This is a genomic window from Granulicella sp. L56, assembly GCF_009765835.1.
Taxonomy (GTDB): domain Bacteria; phylum Acidobacteriota; class Terriglobia; order Terriglobales; family Acidobacteriaceae; genus Edaphobacter.
On the sequence record NZ_LMUS01000001.1, the window covers coordinates 679,216 to 699,938 of the forward strand.

Annotated in this window: 11 protein-coding genes; 6 read left to right on the forward strand and 5 right to left on the reverse strand. The window is 62.2% G+C overall.

Going from position 1 to position 20,723, the window contains the following annotated elements; translation table 11 throughout:
- The first annotated feature begins 14 nt into the window (after positions 1-14).
- From GSQ81_RS02815 to GSQ81_RS02840, 6 genes are all read left to right on the forward strand, one after another.
- Positions 15-380 (forward strand): GPW/gp25 family protein, encoded by a 366-nt coding sequence (locus tag GSQ81_RS02815; RefSeq protein ID WP_158909201.1) that lies wholly within the window; start codon positions 15-17, stop codon positions 378-380.
- A complete protein-coding gene (locus GSQ81_RS02820; RefSeq protein WP_158909202.1) occupies positions 377-3,670 on the forward strand; it encodes a putative baseplate assembly protein in 3,294 nt (1,097 codons plus the stop codon). Before GSQ81_RS02815 ends, GSQ81_RS02820 begins: the two co-directional genes overlap by 4 nt.
- A gap of 7 nt (positions 3,671-3,677) precedes the next feature.
- Positions 3,678-6,584, forward strand: coding sequence for a putative baseplate assembly protein (locus GSQ81_RS02825; RefSeq protein ID WP_158909203.1), 2,907 nt, complete (start codon positions 3,678-3,680; stop codon positions 6,582-6,584).
- Entirely contained in the window at positions 6,581-8,902 is a 2,322-nt protein-coding gene (locus GSQ81_RS02830; RefSeq protein ID WP_254059954.1) for a hypothetical protein, read from the forward strand. Before GSQ81_RS02825 ends, GSQ81_RS02830 begins: the two co-directional genes overlap by 4 nt.
- 61 nt (positions 8,903-8,963) lie before the next feature.
- Positions 8,964-12,839 (forward strand): DUF6519 domain-containing protein, encoded by a 3,876-nt coding sequence (locus tag GSQ81_RS02835; RefSeq protein ID WP_158909204.1) that lies wholly within the window; start codon positions 8,964-8,966, stop codon positions 12,837-12,839.
- A gap of 63 nt (positions 12,840-12,902) precedes the next feature.
- Positions 12,903-13,619 (forward strand): hypothetical protein, encoded by a 717-nt coding sequence (locus tag GSQ81_RS02840; protein ID WP_158909205.1) that lies wholly within the window; start codon positions 12,903-12,905, stop codon positions 13,617-13,619.
- A 41-nt stretch (positions 13,620-13,660) separates the two neighbouring features.
- Here the strand turns inward: GSQ81_RS02840 and GSQ81_RS02845 are convergent, their stop codons facing one another.
- The 5 genes from GSQ81_RS02845 to GSQ81_RS02865 form a co-directional block, all read right to left on the reverse strand.
- Positions 13,661-16,225, reverse strand: coding sequence for a glycoside hydrolase family 2 TIM barrel-domain containing protein (locus GSQ81_RS02845; protein ID WP_158909206.1), 2,565 nt, complete (start codon positions 16,223-16,225; stop codon positions 13,661-13,663).
- Positions 16,226-16,280: 55 nt separating this feature from the next.
- Positions 16,281-16,940, reverse strand: a complete 660-nt coding sequence (locus GSQ81_RS02850) for a TetR/AcrR family transcriptional regulator (RefSeq protein ID WP_158909207.1) — start codon at positions 16,938-16,940, stop codon at positions 16,281-16,283.
- A gap of 250 nt (positions 16,941-17,190) precedes the next feature.
- Positions 17,191-18,231 carry a UDP-glucose--hexose-1-phosphate uridylyltransferase gene (locus GSQ81_RS02855; RefSeq protein WP_158909208.1) on the reverse strand — a complete coding sequence of 347 codons (1,041 nt, stop codon included), beginning with the start codon at positions 18,229-18,231 and terminating at the stop codon, positions 17,191-17,193.
- Positions 18,228-19,403 carry a galactokinase gene (gene galK, locus GSQ81_RS02860; protein ID WP_158909209.1) on the reverse strand — a complete coding sequence of 392 codons (1,176 nt, stop codon included), beginning with the start codon at positions 19,401-19,403 and terminating at the stop codon, positions 18,228-18,230. The genes GSQ81_RS02855 and galK overlap by 4 nt, the downstream gene beginning before the upstream one ends.
- A 59-nt stretch (positions 19,404-19,462) precedes the next feature.
- Complete coding sequence (locus GSQ81_RS02865; RefSeq protein ID WP_158909210.1) at positions 19,463-20,695, reverse strand: glycoside hydrolase family 105 protein; 1,233 nt, start codon at positions 20,693-20,695, stop codon at positions 19,463-19,465.
- Positions 20,696-20,723: the final 28 nt, after the last annotated feature.

Below are 20,723 nucleotides of genomic sequence, written 5' to 3' on the forward strand. Positions count from 1 at the left end.
ATAAGGAAGAAGCGATGAACACAAACGTCAATTTTCCCTTTCAATTCGACGGCCGGGGACGCACCCTCAACCCGCAGCAGGACTATCTGCGCCAGCTCGTCGAACAGGTCCTCTTCACCTCGCCCGGCGAGCGCGTCAACCTGCCCGACTTCGGCAGCGGTCTGCTCCAGCTCCCCTTCGCACCCAACAGTCTGGAGATGGCCGCAGCCACACAATTCACCGTGCAGGCGGCCCTACAGAAGTGGCTCAGCAACTACGTCCTTGTGCAGTCGGTCGTGGCCGACGTCGATGAAGCCAAACTCACCGTCACCGTCATCTACTCTCCCTTCAACACCGACGTCACCGAGATCCAGACCTTCGTCTACGGAGGCCCGCAGTGACCCTCTATGCCTGCTGCAACGAGAACCGCAAAGCCGCCATCCTCGGCAACCCCACGCTCAATGGCATCGACTACCTCGAGGTCCTCGACCACGCCGCCATTCCACTGGCGAGCCCACGGCAGCGCACCCTCCTCGTCCACTTTCTCAATCCGATTCCCCTTCCAACGAGTCTCAGCGTAACCAACATCCTGATCGACGGTGGAGAAAGCATCACCAACATCGCCGTGCAATGGGTCGCACCCGCCGCCGCTCCTCCCCCACCACCCCAGGCAAACGCTCAGGAGGCAGCCTACTTCTCCTCCCTGCCCGACGTGGCCAAAGTCCTCGTCGTTCGTACCGCCGAAGCGGGCGATTTCTCCCCCTACACGCTGCGCCTGATCAACAACGCCGCGCAGGCGCGCGAAGATGCCTTCGAACTCACCGAAGCCCTCACAGGCTTCGATCCCGAGCTGTCCGAAGTCGAGTTCTCCTTCAAGGTCGAATGCGGCCCTGACTTCGACTGCGCGCCACAATCGCCCGACTGCCCGCCCGACCTTCCCACGCCGCCGCCCATCAACTATCTCGCCAAGGACTACGGCTCCTTCCGTTCCATCCTTCTCGACCGCCTCAATCAGCTTCTGCCCAACTGGGGAGCGGCCACCGAAGCCGACCATGGCGTCGCCCTCGCCGAACTCATCGCCTACGTCGGCGACTACCTCAGCTACCAGCAGGACGCCGTCGCCACCGAAGCCTACATCGAAACCGCGCGCAGCCGCATCTCCCTCCGCCGCCACGCGCTGCTGGTCGACTACACCATCCACGACGGCTGCAACGCCCGCACCTGGATGCATCTCGAAGTCAACGCGCAGGCCTTTCTCGATCAGACGGTCACCCGCTTTTACAGCTTCGCTCCCGGCATGCCGTCGTCTCTCGCAGTCGGCGCTGGCAACGAGCAAGCCGCGATCAACGCCGGTGTCGTCGTCTTCGAGCCCATGCAGAATGCGGTGCTCTACCTCGAGCACAATCAGATGGCCTTCTACACCTGGGGAGACGCAAACTGCTGCCTTCCGCGCGGCGCGACCGAGGCCACGCTGCTCGGCAGCTTTCCCAATCTTCAGCCCGGCGACGTACTTCTCTTCGAAGAAGTGCTCGGCCCCCAGACCGGCAATCCTGCCGACGCCGACATCCGCCACCGCTGTGCCGTGCGACTCACCCAGGTCACCACGCAGAATAGTCAGGGCCAGCCGCTAGTCGATCCCCTCTTCGCAACCGGCAGCGGCGACACCATCCTCTCCGCCTCGCAGACGCCCACGCCCGTCACTGAGATCCAATGGTCCAGCGAGGACGCTCTGCCCTTCGCCCTCTGTCTCTCCTCCACCTTTATCGACCAGACCGGTAAAACTCAGACGCTCACCAACGTCAGCATCGTTCTCGGCAACAACGTGCTCGCCGACCAGGGACTCACTCTCTCCGCCGTCTCTCTCGGCTCCGTGCCCGAACCCTCCATTCCCCTGCCGCCCACACAGGACCGCTGCACCCCGTCCGCTCCCGCCAGTTTGCCGGTTCGGTATGGCCCCGTCCTTCCCGACAGCCCGCTCACCCAGGCCGTCGCACTCCCGCTGGCTGGCTCGCCGATCACCCCCGGCATCGTGCCCCTCGTCTCAAATGGCTTCGTCGCACTGAATGACACCAACGGCTTCACATCGCTCACCGTTCAGGCCGAGGCCCCGTGGAGCTGGCCACAATACTTCGGCATCATCGCAACTCCGAACACCCTGCACCCCGGCAACTTCGACCTTGCCCTGCTCTACACTCCCGCCGGTGGCCCTGTCGGCGTCACCGGACCGGTCGTTCTCGAAGACTTCCTCGACTGCTCGCTCACCAACACCGATCCCAACTACGTCGTCACCCAGATCAACTCCTTCTCCCAGTTCCTGCGCGTACCGTCCACCTACGTCGCTCCCGGTGTATCGCCAACCGTCTTCCCGGCAAATCCAACCATGCTCCCGATCACCGGCCCCATCGATCTGGTGGATTCCGGCGGCACCACCTACCTCACCGTCCAGGCGGCCAATCCGCTGGCATGGCCTCCGAACTTCGGCATCCTCGCCCAGGGAGATCAGTCGGAGCCTGACCTCTTCAATCTGCTCATCGTCTACGACCCAACCTCCGGCGGAGTCGGCGTGCATCTCCCCGTCCTCGTCGAGCAGTTCAACGATGTCACCCTGCAAAACGTCGCCGCCACCTTTGCCTCTGGCTCCGACCTTATCACCGTTCGCAGCTTCTCCGAAGAGCCGAACCCCAGCCTCTCCGCCTGCACCCTCATGCACTACGACCCCGACGAGGCCGTCCCCGAGATCACACTCTCCGGCGCCTTCGAAGGCAACACCACCACATGGGAGCCCGTGGCCAACCTACTCGAAAGCGGCGCCGCCGATACCAGCTTCGTCGTCGAGATCGAGTTCGACGGCACCGCCCATCTCCGTTTCGGAGACAACACCAACGGCAAATTCCCCGACAGCCTTACCCAGTTCCTCGCCACCTGCCGCATCGGCAACGGCACGGCCGGCAATGTCGGTGCCGAGAGCCTCGTCTTCCTCGCCACCGGCGACGGCCGCATCCAGTCCTGCACCAATCCCCTTCCAGCCTCGGGCGGCGTAGACCCCGAGACCGCCGATCAGATCCGCCGTCGCGCGCCGCAAGCGTTCATGACCCAGGAGCGCGCCATCACCATGACCGACTACGAGGCCATCGCCGAACGCAACACCCAGATCGACCAGGCCGTGGCTACCCTCCGCTGGACCGGAAGCTGGTACACCGTCTTCATCGCCGCCGAACCCAAAGGCGGAGGCAACCTCACTCCGGCACTGAGCAAGACGCTCACCCGCTGCATCAACCGCTACCGCCTCGCCGGACAGGACATCCAACTGCAATCACCGCAGTACCTGCCCCTTCAGATCAAGCTGACCGTATGCGTCGATCCCAGCTACTTCCAGGCCGATGTGCGTCAAGGGCTACTGCAGGTCCTCGGCAGCCAGCCACTGCCCGGCGGTGGCAAGGGCCTCTTCGCTCCCGACACCTTCACCTTCGGACAAACCGTATACCTCAGCCCCATCTACGCCGCCGCGCGCAAAGTCGCCGGCGTCACCTCTGTCACTGCCACCGTCTTCGAGCCGCAGGGCGTCAACAGCACCACCTATCTCGCCAACGGAGAGATCCCGCTCGGCCCATTCCAGATCGCCCAGATGGACAACGACCGCAGCTATCCCAACCACGGTCAACTTACCCTTGTTCTCAAGGGTGGAAAGTGAGGAGCCTATGAGCTGCACGGAAACCTCCGGCACATCCGGCTGCACCTGCGGCTGCTGCTCCGGCATCAGTATCGAGACGCCGGTCGGCGAGAACAACCTGCCCGGCCTCTCCGCGATCGCCTATCGCACCGGGACCTGGGCCACCTTCCGCGAGTCGATGCTGGCACGCCTCTCCAGTGCCGACTACCCAGCGCTCGCCTACCTCACCACCCGCGACACCGATGACTTCAGCATCGCCCTGCTCGACGCCAGCTCCGTCGTCCTCGACATCCTCACCTTCTACCAGGAACGTCTCGCCAACGAGAGCTACCTGCGCACCGCCACTCAGCTTCGCTCTCTGACCGAACTTGCACGCCTCATCAACTATCAGCCCGCACCGGGCATCTCGGCTGAAACCTATCTCGCCTTCACGATCAAGGCCGCAACCGGCCTGCCGTCAAACCCAAACACCCCGGCCATCACCATCCCCGCTGGCACGCAGGTACAGAATGTCCCCGCGCAGAACCAGTCTCCGCAGTACTTCGAGACATCGGCCGACATTCTTGCCAAGGCCGACTGGAACGCCCTTCCCATCTCCACCGGCCAGCCGTGGATACCACCCGGCGGCGACGGTATCTATCTCGACGGCACAACCACCCAACTTAACCCCGGCGATTCTCTTCTACTTCTGGGCATCGACCGCGAAGAGTGGACGCCCACTTCTACTCCCAACGAGCAGTGGGACGTGGTGACGCTCAACCAGGTCATCGTGGACACGCAGAACAGCCTCACCTGGGTCGGATGGGACACACGTCTCACCCACCGCACCGGATCGGGCACATCCCCAGCAACGTGGACCACCGCCAAGGTATTCGCCTTCCGCCAGAAGGCCGCGCTCTTCGGCAGCACCGCCCCCGACCCCAATCTTTTCGTCAACGCCAAGACTCCCGCAAAGACCAGCCTGCCCGGCCTGATCGATGTCAACACCCCAACCTCGTGGATATGGAAGAACTTCACCATCGCCTCCAGCAGCCAGATCGATCTCGACACCACCTACTCGAAGGTCGTCGTCGACACATGGTTCGCCCTTGTAGCCTCCGGCGACGTTCAACTCTACAAGGTCGCCTCGGTTGCTCCCGTCGCACGTTCAGGCTTCGCCATCAGCGCAAAGATCACCCGCCTCTCCGCCGATTACACCGACTCCAACATCGGCACCTATTTCCCGCTCCAAGCAACCTCCGTCCTGGCCCAGAGCGAAGAGCTCGTCATCGCCAGCCAACCCTTCGACTACGCACTCTACGGTGCCATCCTCGATATCGATGCCTTCCGTCCCGATCTCGTCGGAGCGCAGGCCGTGGCCATCACCGGCAAGGCGCAGAAGCTCAGCGTAGACACCTCCGCGTCCAGCCTCTCTTTCCAGCCCGACGACGGCTCCAATCCCCTTGCGCTCAAGCCCGGCGACATCGTTACGCTGATCGACCCCAGTCCCCTGCCCCTCAACACAGACGGCTCAATCCCCGACTGGATCGGCTCCGACGATACGCGCAACCTCCGCGTCTCCGACGCCAGCGGACGCACCGGCACTATCAGCGCCTCGCTCTCGGCCTTCTCACTCTCCCCCTCCAGCAAGTCTGATCCGGACATACAGGAGTTCGCGCTCGTCTCCTCCGTGCTGGCCGTCAACACACCCAGTCCGCACACGCAGATCCTGCTTGAGTCCCCCCTGACCAACTGCTACGACCGCACCATGACCACGGTCAACGCCAACGTCGGCCTCGCCACCGCTGGCCGCTCCGTCAGCGAGATCATGGGAAGCGGTTCCGCCGCCACGCCGAACCAGAGCTTTGTGCTGCGCCAGCAACCGCTAACCTACGTGCAGTCGCCAACTCCCACCGGCCGGCTCAGTACCCTCCAGGTCCGCGCCAACGGAGTCGCCTGGAAAGAAGTCGCCACCCTCTACCAGCAGAAGCCCTCGGCCACCGTCTTCTCCACGCTCAATCAGGCCGACAGCACCACCGAAGTCCTCTTTGGCGATGGCGTCGGCAACAGCGGCGAAGGAGCCACGCTGCCCACAGGCCAGAACAATATTCAGGCTACCTATCGCATCGGCTCGGGAGCAGCCACCAACGTCGCCGCCGCCACTATCACCACGCTCATCGACCGCCCGCTCGGCGTCAGCGGCGTCATCAATCCCGAGTCCGCCACCGGCGGCCAGGACCCGCAATCGATCACCGACGTCCGCCGCAACGCTCCGCTCTCCGTCCTCACTCTCGGCCGTGCCGTCTCCATCACCGACTATCAGAACTACGCCGCCACCTTCGCAGGCATCGCCAAGGCCTATGCCATCTGGATTCCCAGCGGCCCCAGCCGTGGCGTCTTCCTCACCGTCGCCGGAGCCGGAGGCGTGGCCCTGCCTCCGGGCAATCCGACCCTCGGCAATCTCGTCACCTCGCTGCACAACTACGGCAATCCGCTCATCCCGCTCACTGTCGTCACGTTTCTCGAAACGCTCTTCAGCTTCTCCGCCGACGTAGCCTACGACCCCAACTACGACTCGACCGTCGTCGAGGCCGCCATCGTTCAGTCGCTCCGCCAGAAATACAGCTTCGCCTGCCGCAGCTTCGGGCAAGGCGTCTCAGGAGACGAGATCGCCGCATTCATTCAGGCGATTCCCGGCGTCGTCGCGGTGAACGTGAAGACGCTCACCGTAGGAGCGACGAGCGCCGCCGGAGACCTCTCCAGTGGAAACTGGTCGGTCTACGCCTACAACCAGTGGAATGCGAACCCGATCACTCTCAACCGTCCATCGTCAGGATCGTACATGCGCATCTGCCCGGCCATTCCCGTGGCCAGCCCTGATTCTCCGCCGCAACCCGCCGAGGTTCTTGTCCTCGATCCCAATCCCAAGGCCGTAGCTCTGGGGGTGATGGCATGAGCATGCAAGGACTCGATCTCTTCCAGCTTCTTCCCGCCGTCTACCGCGTGCGCGATACGCAACTGGCCCAATCGCTGCCCCTGCTCACGCCCACCGAAGCAGCGACCCTCGCCGCGCTGCAACTGCTGACCGCGCCGTTCATGCCGCCGCTGCCGCCCGACCAGCAGGCGCTCTTCGATCAGCTCACCGCCAAGGCCTCGCGCGGCCCGCTCGAATCCCTACTCATGGTCATTCAGGAGCAGCTCTGCATCGTCTCCGACGACCTCGACCAGCTCTACGACGACCAGTTCATCGAAACCTGCGCGCGCTGGGTCATCCCCTACATCGGCGACCTCATCGGCTACCAGTCGGTGCGGGGCATCGCCCCCTCCATCGACAATCCACGCGCCGAAGTCGCCAACACCATCTCCTTCCGCCGCCGCAAAGGCACCGTGCTGGTGATGGAACAACTCGCCCGCGACGCCACAGCCTGGGGAGCGCACGCCGTCGAGTTTTTCCGCGTCCTCGCCGACACCCAGTACATGAACCACATCCGCCTCCAGAACCATTACGCTCCCGACGTTCGCAACTGGAAGGCAGGCCTCTACATCGAAACCGGCTTCGACCGCACCGCGCACAAGGTCGATGTCCGCCGCATCGCCTCCGTCATGCCCACCGAGCAGGGCCGCTACAACATTCAGAACATCGGCATCTTCCTCTGGTCGCTCGGCGCGTGGAGCATCACCAACTCTCCCGCGACCCCCTCCGCCGCCAACGCACCCGGCAACCCGGAGTGCTTCCGCTTCAGCTCCCTCGGCATGGACATCCCTCTCTTCCACAAAGCTCTCTCGCAGGGAACCGATATCACCGACCCCGCCCGTCCCAACAATGTCCCCGATCGTCTCCGCCGCCGCGTCCTCTGCGACGACATCCAACGCGGAGTGGGAGCCGGCTACTACGGCCCCGGCAACAGCCTCGTCATCTCGATCAACGGCCAGCCCCTCAACCCATATGAGATTCAAGTATGCGACCTCGCCGGGGCCGAAGGCGCATGGGCCAACACCCCGGTCCAGAGTCCCTTCGCCGCAGCCATCGATCCTGAACTCGGCCGCCTCGCCCTGCCAGCCACCGCCGTCGGCACACACGCGCCCACGGTCGAAGTCTCCTACGAGTACGGCTTCAACGCCGACCTCGGCGGAGGAGAGTACGCCCGCGCCTCCGGCGGCAACGGCAACACCGGCTTCCTCGTCACCGACCCGGCGTGGATCGTTCCCTTCCCCGACACCGCTACGGCTCCTCGCTACACCGACCTGCAAGGCGCTATCGACTTCGCCATTGGCGAGTTCGCCGAGAACGGCCTGATCGCCGTCGAGATCACCGGCTCGCAGATTTACTCGCCCGCCGGACAACTCCTCATCGACCTGCCCGCCGGAACTACCCTCGAACTGCGCGCCGCCGACGGCGCACGCCCTACCCTCCTGCTCGAAGACGAGATCGTCATCACCGGCGACGCCTCCAGCACAGCGGTCCTCAACGGTCTGCTCATCGCCGCCGCTCCGGCAACCGTACCCGCGACTCCTTCGCCTGTGGCGCTGGTGCATGCACCGGCGTTGTTGACGGACGGCAGCTACAGCCACCTCGGCCAGCTCAACCTCACCCACTGCACGCTCGTCCCCGGATGGTCGGTCAACCCGCAGGGAGAACCTCTCTTCCCCACCAGTCCTACGCTTCTGGTCGAACCCGCAGGATTACAAGTCATCGTAGCCCGCTCCATCCTCGGCCCCGTCCGCGCAACCAGAGTCGTCACCTTCAGCGCATCCGACACCATCCTCGACGCGACCACCACCACCGGCATCGCCTACTCCGCTCCCGACGCCGCAGCCGATGGCCCCAGCGGCGGAGAACTTACCCTCGTCGGCTGCACCGTCATCGGCAAGGTCCACGCCATCCTCTTCACCCTCATCTCCGACAGCATCTTCTGGGCGTGGCTCGCTCCCGGAGACACATGGGCCGCGCCGATGATCGCTGACCGCAAGCAGGCCGGCTGCGTCCGCTTCAGCTATCTGCCCATCGGGGCCATTACGCCGCGGCGCTTCCAGTGCGTCGAGAAAGCTCCCGGCACACCGCAGCCGCTATTTTTCGCCCTGCGTTACGGGCATCCCGGCTATGGCAAACTTCTCGCCACCACCAACGATCGCATCCGTCGCGGTGCCGACGACGGCGGCGAAATGGGCGTCTTCCACTATCTACTGGGCCCGCTGCGCGAGACCGATTTGCGCATCCGCATGCAGGAGTATCTCCCCGTCGGCATGGAATTTGGACTGATTTACCAGAACTGAGCGAAGAGAAAGACCGAACAAAACGGAACAGAACGAACAGAGACCAGCAGGAGGCAGCACCGTGAGCTTCGATACAAGCCGTTTTACCTTCGATCCCTTCAAGAACTACACCGGCGTCGTCATGGAACAGGGCCGCGTCCAGCTCGACTCCGACTGGAACGACTGGCTCGCCCAGCTCTTGCGCCGCATTCAGGCAGGCACGCTCGACATGCTGGGCCACGCCGCGTACCCGGCAACCACCCCCTACGCCTTCCTTATAAACCTCGATGGCACAGGCAATCTCACCATCGGTCCCGGACGGATGTACATCGACGGCCTGCTTGCGGAAAATCACGGCGACCCCGCCGCCGCAACCTGGGACCCCGCCCTGGCCGAGCTCTCCGGCTCGCCGCAGCCCGCGCCGTCGGCGGAGACCGGAGCCATCTCCTTCACCAGCCAACCGTGGCTGCCCGGCGTCACGCTGCCTGCAGGCGGCGGCACCTTCCTAGCGTATCTCGACGTCTGGACACGCGCGGTCACCTATCTTGAGGACTCGAACCTCATCGACCCCGCCGTCGGCATCGACACCACGGGCCGCCTTCAGACCGTGTGGCAGGTCAAGCTCGCCGCCATGAACGCAGGCGTCACCTGCGCCACTGCGGGCAGCCCATGGCCAGCGGACTCAAGCGGCCTGCTGACCACAGCGCCCATCGCCAACACACCCTCCGGCCCCTGCTGCCTCACGACCAACACCGGTTACACCGGCATGGAAAATCAGAACTACCGCGTCGAGGTCCACATCGGCGGCCCCGTCGGCACCGCCACCTTCAAGTGGTCGCGCGACAATGCCTCGGTCGAAACCGGCGTCACCGGCATCCTCGGCGTGACCAACTCCGTCGGCGTTGCAGCCAGCCAGCTCACCGTGCTCAGCATGGGCCGAGACCAGGTGCTCGGCTTCGCCCCCGGCAACTGGATCGAAGTCATCGATGACGACCTTGAGCTGGCCGGTCTGCCCGGCGAGCTGCATCTCATCGACACCATCGACTTCGCCGCCAAGACCATTACCCTCGACAGCAACGTCAGCGCCGCGAGCTTCCCCGTCGATGGCTCCAACCAGACCACGCCCAGCCGCCACACCCGCATCCGCCGCTGGGACCAGTCCGGCAAAGTCTTCGCCAGCGACGGCACCACCCTCATCACCGACCTCGGCGCCGCCGGCAGCACCGGCGCAATCCCCATCCCCGCCGCCGGAGCCGCAGTCATCCTCGAGAACGGCGTCACCGTCTCCTTCAGCCTCAGCTCGTCCACCGGCTCCTTCAACACCGGCGACTTCTGGACCTTCGCCGCCCGCACCGCCGACGGCAGCATCGAGCAGCTCAACAACGCTCCGCCACGCGGAATCCACCACCACTACACCGGCCTCTCCGTCGTCAACTTTGCCACCGGAACTGCCACCGACTGCCGCAATCCCTTCGAGCCCTGCGAGGGCGGTGGGTGCGGCTGCTGCACCGTCACCGTAGGCGATGGCGTCGAAAGCTTCGGCCAGTACACCTCCATTAATGACGCCATCAAAGCCTTGCCCGACGCAGGCGGCGAGGTCTGCATCCTGCCCGGCCGCTACTACGAGCACGTCTTCATCGAGGGCTGCCACGACGTCATCGTCCACGGTTGCGGCTACCAGACCCGGCTCGCTTCACCCTCTCTCCAGCCTGCGCCGCCGCCACCCGCTCCCATGAACCAGGCGGCTGGCCAACCAGCCGCGCCCCCTGCTGCTGCACCTGCACCGCCTCCCGGTCAGTTCAACGCCGTCATCTCCATTTCAAGCTCGGCGCACATTCAACTGCGCGACTTCGCCGTCGAAGCCGACACCGATGAGGTCGGCATCCTCATCGATGGCACAGGAGATCTGGTCGTCCAGCCCGGCAACGTCATCGAAGTTCAAGCCGCTTCAAACAATCCTGCCGTCTTATCCAGCGCTCAGGCCTTCAACATCTTCGGCGCAATCGACATCACCGTAGAAGACCTCTTCCTTACCGCATCGACCCTGCCCGCAATTCTCGCCAAGCTGGTTCGCCTGCTGCGCATCGACGACAACCGCGTCGCCATGCAGGACGTCGCCAGCATCTGGCCAGCCATCTGGGTCAGCGGTCAGGAGATCCACATCGACCGCAACTTTGTCGGCATCCAATCCACCGCCATATTCAACGAATGGATGTCGACAGCGGTCACCAACGATCTCGCCTCCAGCCCTGCGTCAGCAAGCGCGGAGGCCACCACAACCGCAGCCGCTCCTGCGACAGCCACCGCGAAGAGCTCCAACTCCTCGGCCAGCCAAAAGGTCGCCGCGCAAATAGCGCAGAAGCGTTCCAAGGCGACCGCAAAGCAACAGGCGGCCAATCCCGCAGCGGTCATGGTGCAGGAGGCGGACACGGCCGTCTTCCTGAGCGCAGCGGTCGCCAAAAACCGTGGCGGCATCCAGATCGGCGGCAGGTCGCGCAGCGTCTTCGTCATCGACAACCTCATCCAGGGCGGGCGCGGCAACGGCATCACCCTCGGCAGCTTCGACGTCCTCGACGCCAACGGCAACGACACCAGCTCGACCATCGGCGTCATCGTCTTGCAGGAAGACCCCTGCTCCACCACCGGAACCCTGCAGCCGCCCACCACAGTCCCTACCGGAACCGGCACGCCCGGAGGCTCCATCGTCGCTGGCGGCCCACTGATCGACATTCTCATCGACCACAACCGCATCCTCAACATGGGCATGTGCGGCATCGGGCCCGTGGGCTTCTTCGATCTGCGCACGGTCTTTGAAATCATCACCATCGAAAATCTCACCATCACCTCAAACACCATCACCAACGTCCTGCTGCGCGACACCGCCGCCGTCAACACTTTCGGCACCGCCGCAAGCTCGCAGGCCTCCGCCAGTACCAATGCAACCGACACAACCACAAGTTCGTTCGCCACCGTCGGGACCGTCAATGCCGGAACCTCGACCCCTTACGGGGCCATCAGCGTCTCTTCCGTCGAAAACCTCGTCATTCGCGACAACGCCATCACCAACTTCGGCAGCAAGCCCGGCATCGCGGCCAACGGCATCTTCATCCTCATCGGCGAGATGGTCGAGATCAGCCGCAACCAAATCCTCGAAACCCGCGACTGGACTCAGACCACCAACGACACTCCCGTCAATCCGGGCGGGATCCATGGCGGCATCGTGATCGCCATCGTCACGCCTCCTTCGATCACCAACGCCACTGCGCTCACCGCGTCTTCCAACGCCCTCTTTGAACCCGGCCTCCCCGCTCTCCGTGTGGAAGAAAATGTCGTTCGCGTAGCCCTCGGCCAAGCCTTCGTCGCCCTCGGCCTCGGCCCCTTCGCCATCTCCAACAATCACTTCACCTGCGGCGGCACCATCCGCGGCCGGGGAACACCGATGGCCCAGACCGTACTCATTCTTAATCTCGGCACCGCCATCGAAGCCGCCGCCACGACTCGTCCTTCCGGGGTCAACAGCGGATTGGCCGGCTACGCCGTTGCGGAGTCTGCCCCAACTCTCTCTGCATCCTCCAACGGCACCGTGCTCTTCACAAACAACATCTGCCAGTTGGAAGCGCGCGCCGACCGTCAGCGCTCCATCACCTCCGTCACCATCATCAGCACCGACAACCTCATCTTTTCGAACAATCAACTCTGGTTCGACAGCGCCACCATCGATGCGTTCTTCGACGCTTTTCTCGCCGCAGGTACCCTCACGGCCACCGGCAATCGCTTCCAGGAATCCGCGGCCTCCGTTTACTTATCCGGCCTCACCGTCGCACCCTTCAACATCACCACGCAGAACATCTCCACCTTCTGCCTGCTCGTCAGCGGCGCAAACCAGATCAATACCTCCAACCTCGCCATCGTCAATGCGTTTTTTAACAACATCTGCGCCAGCCTTCAAAAGCAGTAGCGCTCGCGTGCCAATCAGGATCGAATCCATTCCAAGGGAAAGAGCAGCGAAAGGATGCAAGCCATGAGTACACGCTCCACCACCGGAAGCAGCACTGCCGGAAACACCACACCGCCGACTCCCGCTCAGATCAGCCAGACCACTGTCGCCACCCTCGCCGCCGCCGACACCGGCTCTACCCAGACCATCCTGAATCTGAAGATGGTCCACCAGGCACGCCTCTCGCAGTTGAAGCGCACCGCCGAAACCCTCAAGCAGCAATATGGCGCAGACGATCCCAGCGTCAAAGCAGCCGAATCGGCCGTCAAAGCGGGATCGGCCAGAGTCACGCGCATCACGGCTGCCCATCAGGAACTCGATACACCCGCGCCGCAGGCCTCCGCCGACGGATGGGTGCTCAACGGCCGCGTCTACAGCTCAGACCTGAAGCCCCACGCCAAGTACACCGTCTTCCTCGTCGACGGCCAAAAAACATATCAGGAGGCCTACGGCTTCGCCTACACCGACGAGACCGGATACTTCCTGTTCAACGTCGCAGCAGCAACCGCAGGCAAAGACACGGCGCAGGCCACGGCGCCTCTTTTCATCGCCATGACCAACACCAAAGGAGAGCCCATCTACCTCGGCACAACGCCCTTCCAACCCGCTCCCGGCAGCGTGACCTACCAGAACATCACCATCCCCTCCGGAACCCAGCCACTAGGCGACCCGCCAACTGCCGTTCGCGATGTCGCCCTGCCAAGCCGGAGGAAGAAGGCCGCTACAAAAAGCGCAAAGTGAAATCTGAAGCTCTTGCGCTCCTGCCAGAGAAGAGCTTCCAGCTATCGCAGCTCCGTCCCCAGGCTTCCCGGCTCAGCGCGAATGCCGATCTCATCCGAAGTCATACCCCCCGCGCTGGCTCCCAGCCGAATCTCCCCGGCCGTTCTGGACGTCCGCACAACGACCAGCGCGCGTCCATGAAAGAGTGCGCGGTGGTTCCCCTGATACGCCTCCGTACTTGTTCCGTCTCCATTGCCCACGGCAAGAATCGTGCCGGGACCGCTTATTGTGAACGCGGCCTCACTGGCTGCGTTGGGTTGCAGTCTCCCCTGCGCATCGAGCGCCTCCACCGTCACATAGGAGAGGTCCTCGCCATCCGCGTGCAGCACCTTGCGATCTGCCGTGAGGCGAACCTTTACAGGATCGCCCACAGTCTGCAGCACATCCGTCGTCACCTCACGATCGCCATTCACGCCGACCGCCTTGAGCGTGCCCGGCGCATAAGGAACGGTGAACAGAGCCCTGCGCTCCTGCTCCACACCCGTCGGCTTCTCCCCTACGAGCTTGTCGTTGAGATACAGGCGCACCTTCTCCGTACCGGCATAGACCTCCACCTGCATCTCTTTTCCATCCTGCCCGGGCCACGTCCAACTCGGCAGCGTCGGATAGACCGCCCAACCAATCGCAACGATCTTCTTGCCCTCCGGCTCCGGCAGCCGCACAGTAGCAAACACTCTGTCTCCGCCGTTCCACAAGATATCCCGATAGTAGGACTGTGGCTTCCGATAGCCGGTCAGATCGATGTCTCCCGAATCCGCCGCATGCCACGGAAAGCCGGGAAACATCAACTTCATCATCGGATCTGGCTTTGCATCCTTCGGCTTCGCCATCGCTTCGAAGGGATCTTTTCCATCCGCTCCCATGTTGGCCATCATCTGGCCCATCATCGCGGCAACCTTGTCTACCTGCCCCGCTTCTTCCGGCGTCACGTACGACCAGCTTCCAATTCCCGACTCCCCGAGATAGTCCATTGCCGTCCAGACAAATTCCCCGAGGATGTAGGGATGCTCCTGCGTCAGCTTCCAGTTATCGAACGCAGCCGACGACAAGGATTCAGTCGTCACCATGATTCGGCTCGGAACCCGCTCATGGTCCTTGGCCTGGTTCTGCTTCAGGTTGTAGTTGTAGCCGCCGATGTCGAGATGAGACATCACCGCGTCTGTACTCGGGGTATAAGTCGCGCCAGGAAACGCCTCCGTCAAAGGCCGGGTCGCATCGAGCGAACGAACCCGGTCAGCAAGCTCTTTGGCAATGGGACCGCCCTTCGGCGTCCACGCCTCGGGAATCTCGTTGCCGATGCCCCACATAATGATCGACGGATGATTGCGGTCGCGCAGCACCATCGAGTCGATGTCCCGCTGCCACCAGTCGTTGAAGAAGCGTGCATAGTCGTACTTCACCTTGCTCTTCGTCCAGACATCGAACGGCTCATCCAGCACCAGCAGCCCCAGCCGATCGCACGCATCGAGAAAAGCAGGCGACGGCGGATTGTGCGCTGTGCGCACCGCATTGAAGCCCGCAGCCTTCAGAAGCTCGACCTTGCGTTCTTCAGCGCGGTCAAACGAGGCAGCTCCAAGAACATTGTCGTCATGATGAACGCTTCCACCCACCAGTTTGATGGATCGACCGTTCAGCAAAAGCCCCTTATCGACCGACCATGAAAGCGATCGCACGCCAAAGCTGGTCTCGACCCGGTCAACCACCTTGCCCGCCAGCACCAGTTCGGTAACAGCGCGATAGAGCGTCGGCGTTGCCGGAGACCACAGCGCAGGGCTTGCCAGTGCAATCTTCTGTGTCGCCTCTTCATGCGATCCCGCGCCCACCTGCACCTGCGACTCCTCTTTCGCAACCGGCTGTCCTGCTGCCGAGAGCAGCGTCGTCCTCACCGTCGCGCTGCCTGCACTTGCAGAATCGTTTTGCAAACGGGTCTGGACAAGAACGCTTGCACTCGCGTCGGTGGCTTCAGGGGTGCCGACAAAGACTCCCCACGGCGCAACATGAAGCGGCTCGGTAACCACAACGCGGACATGCCGGTAGATTCCCGAACCGCTATACCAGCGGCTGCTTGGCTGCTCAGAATCATCGACCCGCACGGCAAGAACATTGGCCTTCGAGAAGTCGAGGTCGTGCGTCAGATCGAACCGAAAGCTGGTGTACTCATAAGGATGAATCCCAAGCTTCTTGCCGTTCAGGTAGATGGTCGCATTCGACGCAACGCCATCGAACTCGACACTCACCTCTTTCCCTTTCCAACTGGCAGGCGCGGTGAAGGTCCTTCGGTACCAGCCGATACCGGCAGGAAAGTATCCACCGCCCGAGCCGGTCAGGTTCTTCTCGTTCGGAGCCTGTTCGATGCTCCAATCGTGCGGCAGGGTGACGGAGCGCCAGTTAGCATCCGCAAAAGACGGCGCTTCGGCACCAGCAGGATCGCCCAGCAAAAACTTCCAGTTCGCATCTGCGTTGAGCTGTTGCCGCGGCGACCGCGGCTGTGCGGCCCTCATCGAAGCTGTCGACAGCGCTAATGTGGCGAGAGCGGTCAGGACCATCAGACGGTGTGTTCTTTGCATCGCAAGTCTCCCTTTTGCTGCCAATGAAGTAGGGCCCATTCGTTACAGTTGCAAACTAGGTGGCGCGCAAGCCAAGCAAGAGGATGCGCACCGTCTCGCGGAAGAGAAGATCGATTGGCTGGCCGTACTCTTTCTCCACCCGGCTTCCCAGGGACGCCAGCCGTCGCTGCGTTCCGATGACAGCATTCACGATCGAGTGCATCGTAAGGTCCGGATCCACATCAGAGCGCAGCGACCCATCCGCAATCCCGTCCCGAATCAAAGCGGCAAACGCCCCAAAGCGGTCTGGAAATATCCGCTCTTCCACCGCCAGCAGGCGCTCCACCGGCCAGTCGAGCGCGTACATCGCGTCGAACTGCGCCATAAAGCGCACCCGCCCAGGATGCTCCGCCAATTCGTCTCCGAAGGCCTGCAACAAAGCAGTGATCTTTGCCAGCGCAGACCCCGCAGTGCCTGCGGTGGACGCCTGAATCTCACCCGACGCTTGCCCCATCGCCTCTTCGACCAGGGCCCAGACGATCTCATCCTTGTTCGAGAAATACTCATACAGCGTCGAAGCCCGAATCCCTGCCGCAGAGATAATGTCCGCCAGCGGAACGCGGTCAATGCCCCGCACATCGAAGAGCTCCTGCGCCGCAACCAGGATGCGTCGTCGTTGCCTTTCGCGGTGAGCGCGGTAAGGGGCCTTAGGTGCGGTTGGAGATGCAGCAGTCATTCGATAAAGTCCGTCTCGTTCAAATTTGAATATAATGTTCGAATTTGAAAATACGATACGAAATCATTCGACACGAAACTGTCAACAAAATTCTGAACTCCGGTGGATATTCCTTAGAACGTTAAAGTCCAAGACCACGCATCTCGACGGCACAGTGGAGAGACCCCTGTATTCGCCGTTGTTCTTGTCGTTGCCTGTTCTCTCTAGCCGAACACGCCACTTCCCCTTAGCAGGACCCCGGAGAGGTCATTCAAACCGAACGTGCTGCCGCCTGCCGCAGCACCTCAGCCGCACTCTCCGCCGTAATGTCCCGCTGCGGAGAACCCAGTAGCTCATACCCAACCATGAACTTCCGAATCGTCGCCGACCGCAGCAGCGGCGGATAGAAGTGAGCATGGAAGTGCCATTCAGGATGCTCCTCCCCATCAGAAGGCTTCGGATGCAGCCCCATCGAATAAGGAAAAGGCGTATCGAAGACCCGGTCGTAGGTCGAAGTCACCGCCTGCAGCATGGCGGCAAAGTCGTCCCGCTCCGCATCGGTCATGCTCTCCAGATCGGCGATATGCCGCAGCGGCAGAATCATCACCTCGAACGGCCACACCGCCCAGTAAGGAACCACGGCAACAAAGCTGTCGTTCTTTGCAATCACCCGCTCGCCGAGCCGGACCTCCAGCTCCCGGTAAGCGCAGAGCAGGCAGCAGCCATGCTCATCGAGATAAGCCTTCTGCCCTGCAAGCTCGGAGACGACCTCGTTCGGAATCGACCGGCTCGCCCAGATCTGCCCATGCGGATGGGGATTGCTCGCGCCCATCATCGCACCTCGGTTCTCAAAGACCTGAACGTAAGAGATATCGTCCCGCGAACCCAGTTCTTTGAACTGCTCGTCCCAGACATCGACCACCTTCCGAATCTCAGGCACCGACATCTTCGCGAGCGTCAGGTCATGCCGCGGCGAAAAACAGATCACCCGGCAAATGCCGCTCTCCCCTTCGGCGACCAGAATTCCCTTGCCTTCCTCGTCGCTTGAAAATAAAGGAGCATCGAGCTTCAATGCCGCATAGTCGTTCTCAAAGACATAGGTGCTGGCGTACTTGTCCGTACGTGCACCACCGGCGCGAACATTACCCGGACACAGATAGCAATCGGGATCGTACCTCAGGGCCGCCGCAATGACGGGCTTCTCCATCTGTCCCTGCCAGGGCCGCTGCGTGCGGTTCGGCGAGACCAGGACCCACTCCTGCTTCAATGGGTTGAACCGGCGATGAGGGTTTTTCTGCGCTAATGGATTCACTGAACACCGCCCTTCGCCGCCATCGCCAGCGCGCCATCCGTAGGAGCGCTGATAAAGCAGTCAGCCGAAATACCTGAAGCAATCTTGTACTCGTTGCGCACAGCCTCGACGAACGCCTCAGCCTTGTCCACGCTGACCAGGTTCACGGTGCATCCGCCAAATCCACCGCCCGTAATTCGAGCGCCGAAACACCCCGGCTGCCGCACCGCAATCTCCACCAGCGTATCCACCTCCGGCGCACTGGCCCCGAAGTCGTCACGCATACTTGCATGCGCCTCGATCATCAGTTCGCCAAACCGCTTCACGTCTCCGCGAAGCAAAGCACCCTTGGCCTCCATGACCCGCACATTTTCGCTGATGATGTGTTTGCACCGCGCAAAGCTGGTCGCGCTCATCTTGTCCTTGCAGGCTTCCAGGTCCGCGAGCGTAGCATCGCGCAACAACTCGATTCCCGGCCGCTGCTGTCGCAGTACCGCCTGCCCAGCCTCGACCTCGTCGCGACGATCGCCATACTCGCCACCCGCATGTTGATGCTGCACCATCGAGTTGCAGATCACCACCCGCACTTCAGACGGCAAAGGCAGCAGTTCAAATTCGAGTGAACGGCAATCGAGCAGCATCACGCGCCCGGCAACGCCTCCGGCTACGATGAACTGGTCCATAATGCCGCTCTTGGCGCCGACAAACTCGTTCTCTGTCCGGCGGCAAAGCGTCGCGACCGTCTTCAGCGGAAGCTCCTTGTCCGCGTGCGCCAGCAAAGCCATCGCTGTTGCAACTTCCAAAGAGGCCGACGAACTGAGTCCCGCGCCTACGGGCACGTTACCGGAGAGGCTCATGCTGAACCCACTCACGGCAATGCCTTCCAAGGCAAGACTCCACACCACGCCCAGCGGATAGTCGCTCCAATGTCCTTGCGGCGTCCGTCCCAGAGATGCAAGCTCGAACGAGACCTCTTCGTCAAAGTTCAGCGAATAAAACACGGCACGCCCATCGTCGCGCGGACTGATAACGGCAACCGTACTGAAGTCGATGGTCATGGGCATCACAAAGCCGCCCGTATAGTCCGTATGCTCGCCGATCAGATTGACGCGCCCCGGCGCTCCGAACGCCCGCCCATCAAGCCCAAACCGCTGCCGATGCACACGCAGCGCCTCCACTCCATCCAGCTTCATCGACAGTACCCACAGACTTTAAATTGCAAGACCTCTTCATCCTACAACCTAATCCGACTTCAATGTACGCGTTTACCTGCCGAAGAATGGTTGCCCATGCGGCGAATCTCACTTCCCGCCAACAGGAAGGCCCCAACGCCATAGGTATAGCTCGAACTGGCCTTGAACGGAGCGGGTTCGGCCCCTGTTTGCTGGATGCATCCTAAACGACCATCGGTGTAGACATGGTGCAACATTCCCGCCCATGCCTTTTCGATTACCGGACGATAGACCTTTCTGCTCAGAATCCCCTCGTTGACGCCCCACGCCATTGCGTACGTCATCAGGGCTGAACCCGACATCTCCGGCAACTCATAGTTGCTCTGGTCAAGCAGCCCCGAGCGCCACAGCCCGTCCTTGCCCTGCAACGAAGCGATGCGCGCCGACATCTCCTGCAACTGCTTCACGTACTTCGGGCGAGCCGGATCGTCCTTCGGCAGGTATTCGAGCGTGCGTGCAATGCCGCCCATGACCCATCCATTTCCCCGCCCCCAGAACATCCTCTGCCCATTGGCCTCGGTCTTGGTCAGGTAGCTCGCATCCCGCGCGTACAGGTGTTCCTTGGTGTCATACAACAGGTCGGAGGTCTTCCACCACTCCTCGTCAAGATAGGAGATATATCTCTGGTCGCCAGTCGCGGCATACATCCGCGCCCATACCGGAGGCCCCATAAACAGAGCATCGCACCACCACCAGGGCAGCTCTTTGCCCGGAATCTTCGACATCCGCGGCGCAGCCAGCACAGCATCCAGCTCGTCGCGCGTGGGCTGCATCATCGCCGGATCTTTCTTCAACAGATAAAGCTCAAGGTAAGTCTGCGCCACGCTCTGATCGTCCGCATTCGGCAGGTGCGAGCGCAGCTTCCAGTCAAACTTCGTTCCCATGGCCATCATGGCATCGCGATACTTCGGATCGTTCAGCGACTCCGAAGTCGCCATGAAGCCGCTGTACAAGATGCTCCACGTCCAGATCCGGTCGAAGTAAGGCTCAGACCGCGCAAGCTGCCAGTCCGCAACCTTGCGCATGGCCTTTTCTACCGCGACAGGCGAAGCCTTATAAGAAAGATCGTTAGCCAGCGGCCCCGGATCGTCGGGATCATCGCCAAAGTGGCGCGAGTTGTCCTTGGCGATTCCAGCCAGTTGCTTCGCCGTCGCATGTTCATACGACACCTGCTGCGCCACGACCTCCTGCAAGCCAAAGCTCAAGAGCAATACCGGAACAACCGCGCTATATTTCCAGCCAAAGCGACCCATCTTTTATCTCCCGTAAGTCAGTCTGCAA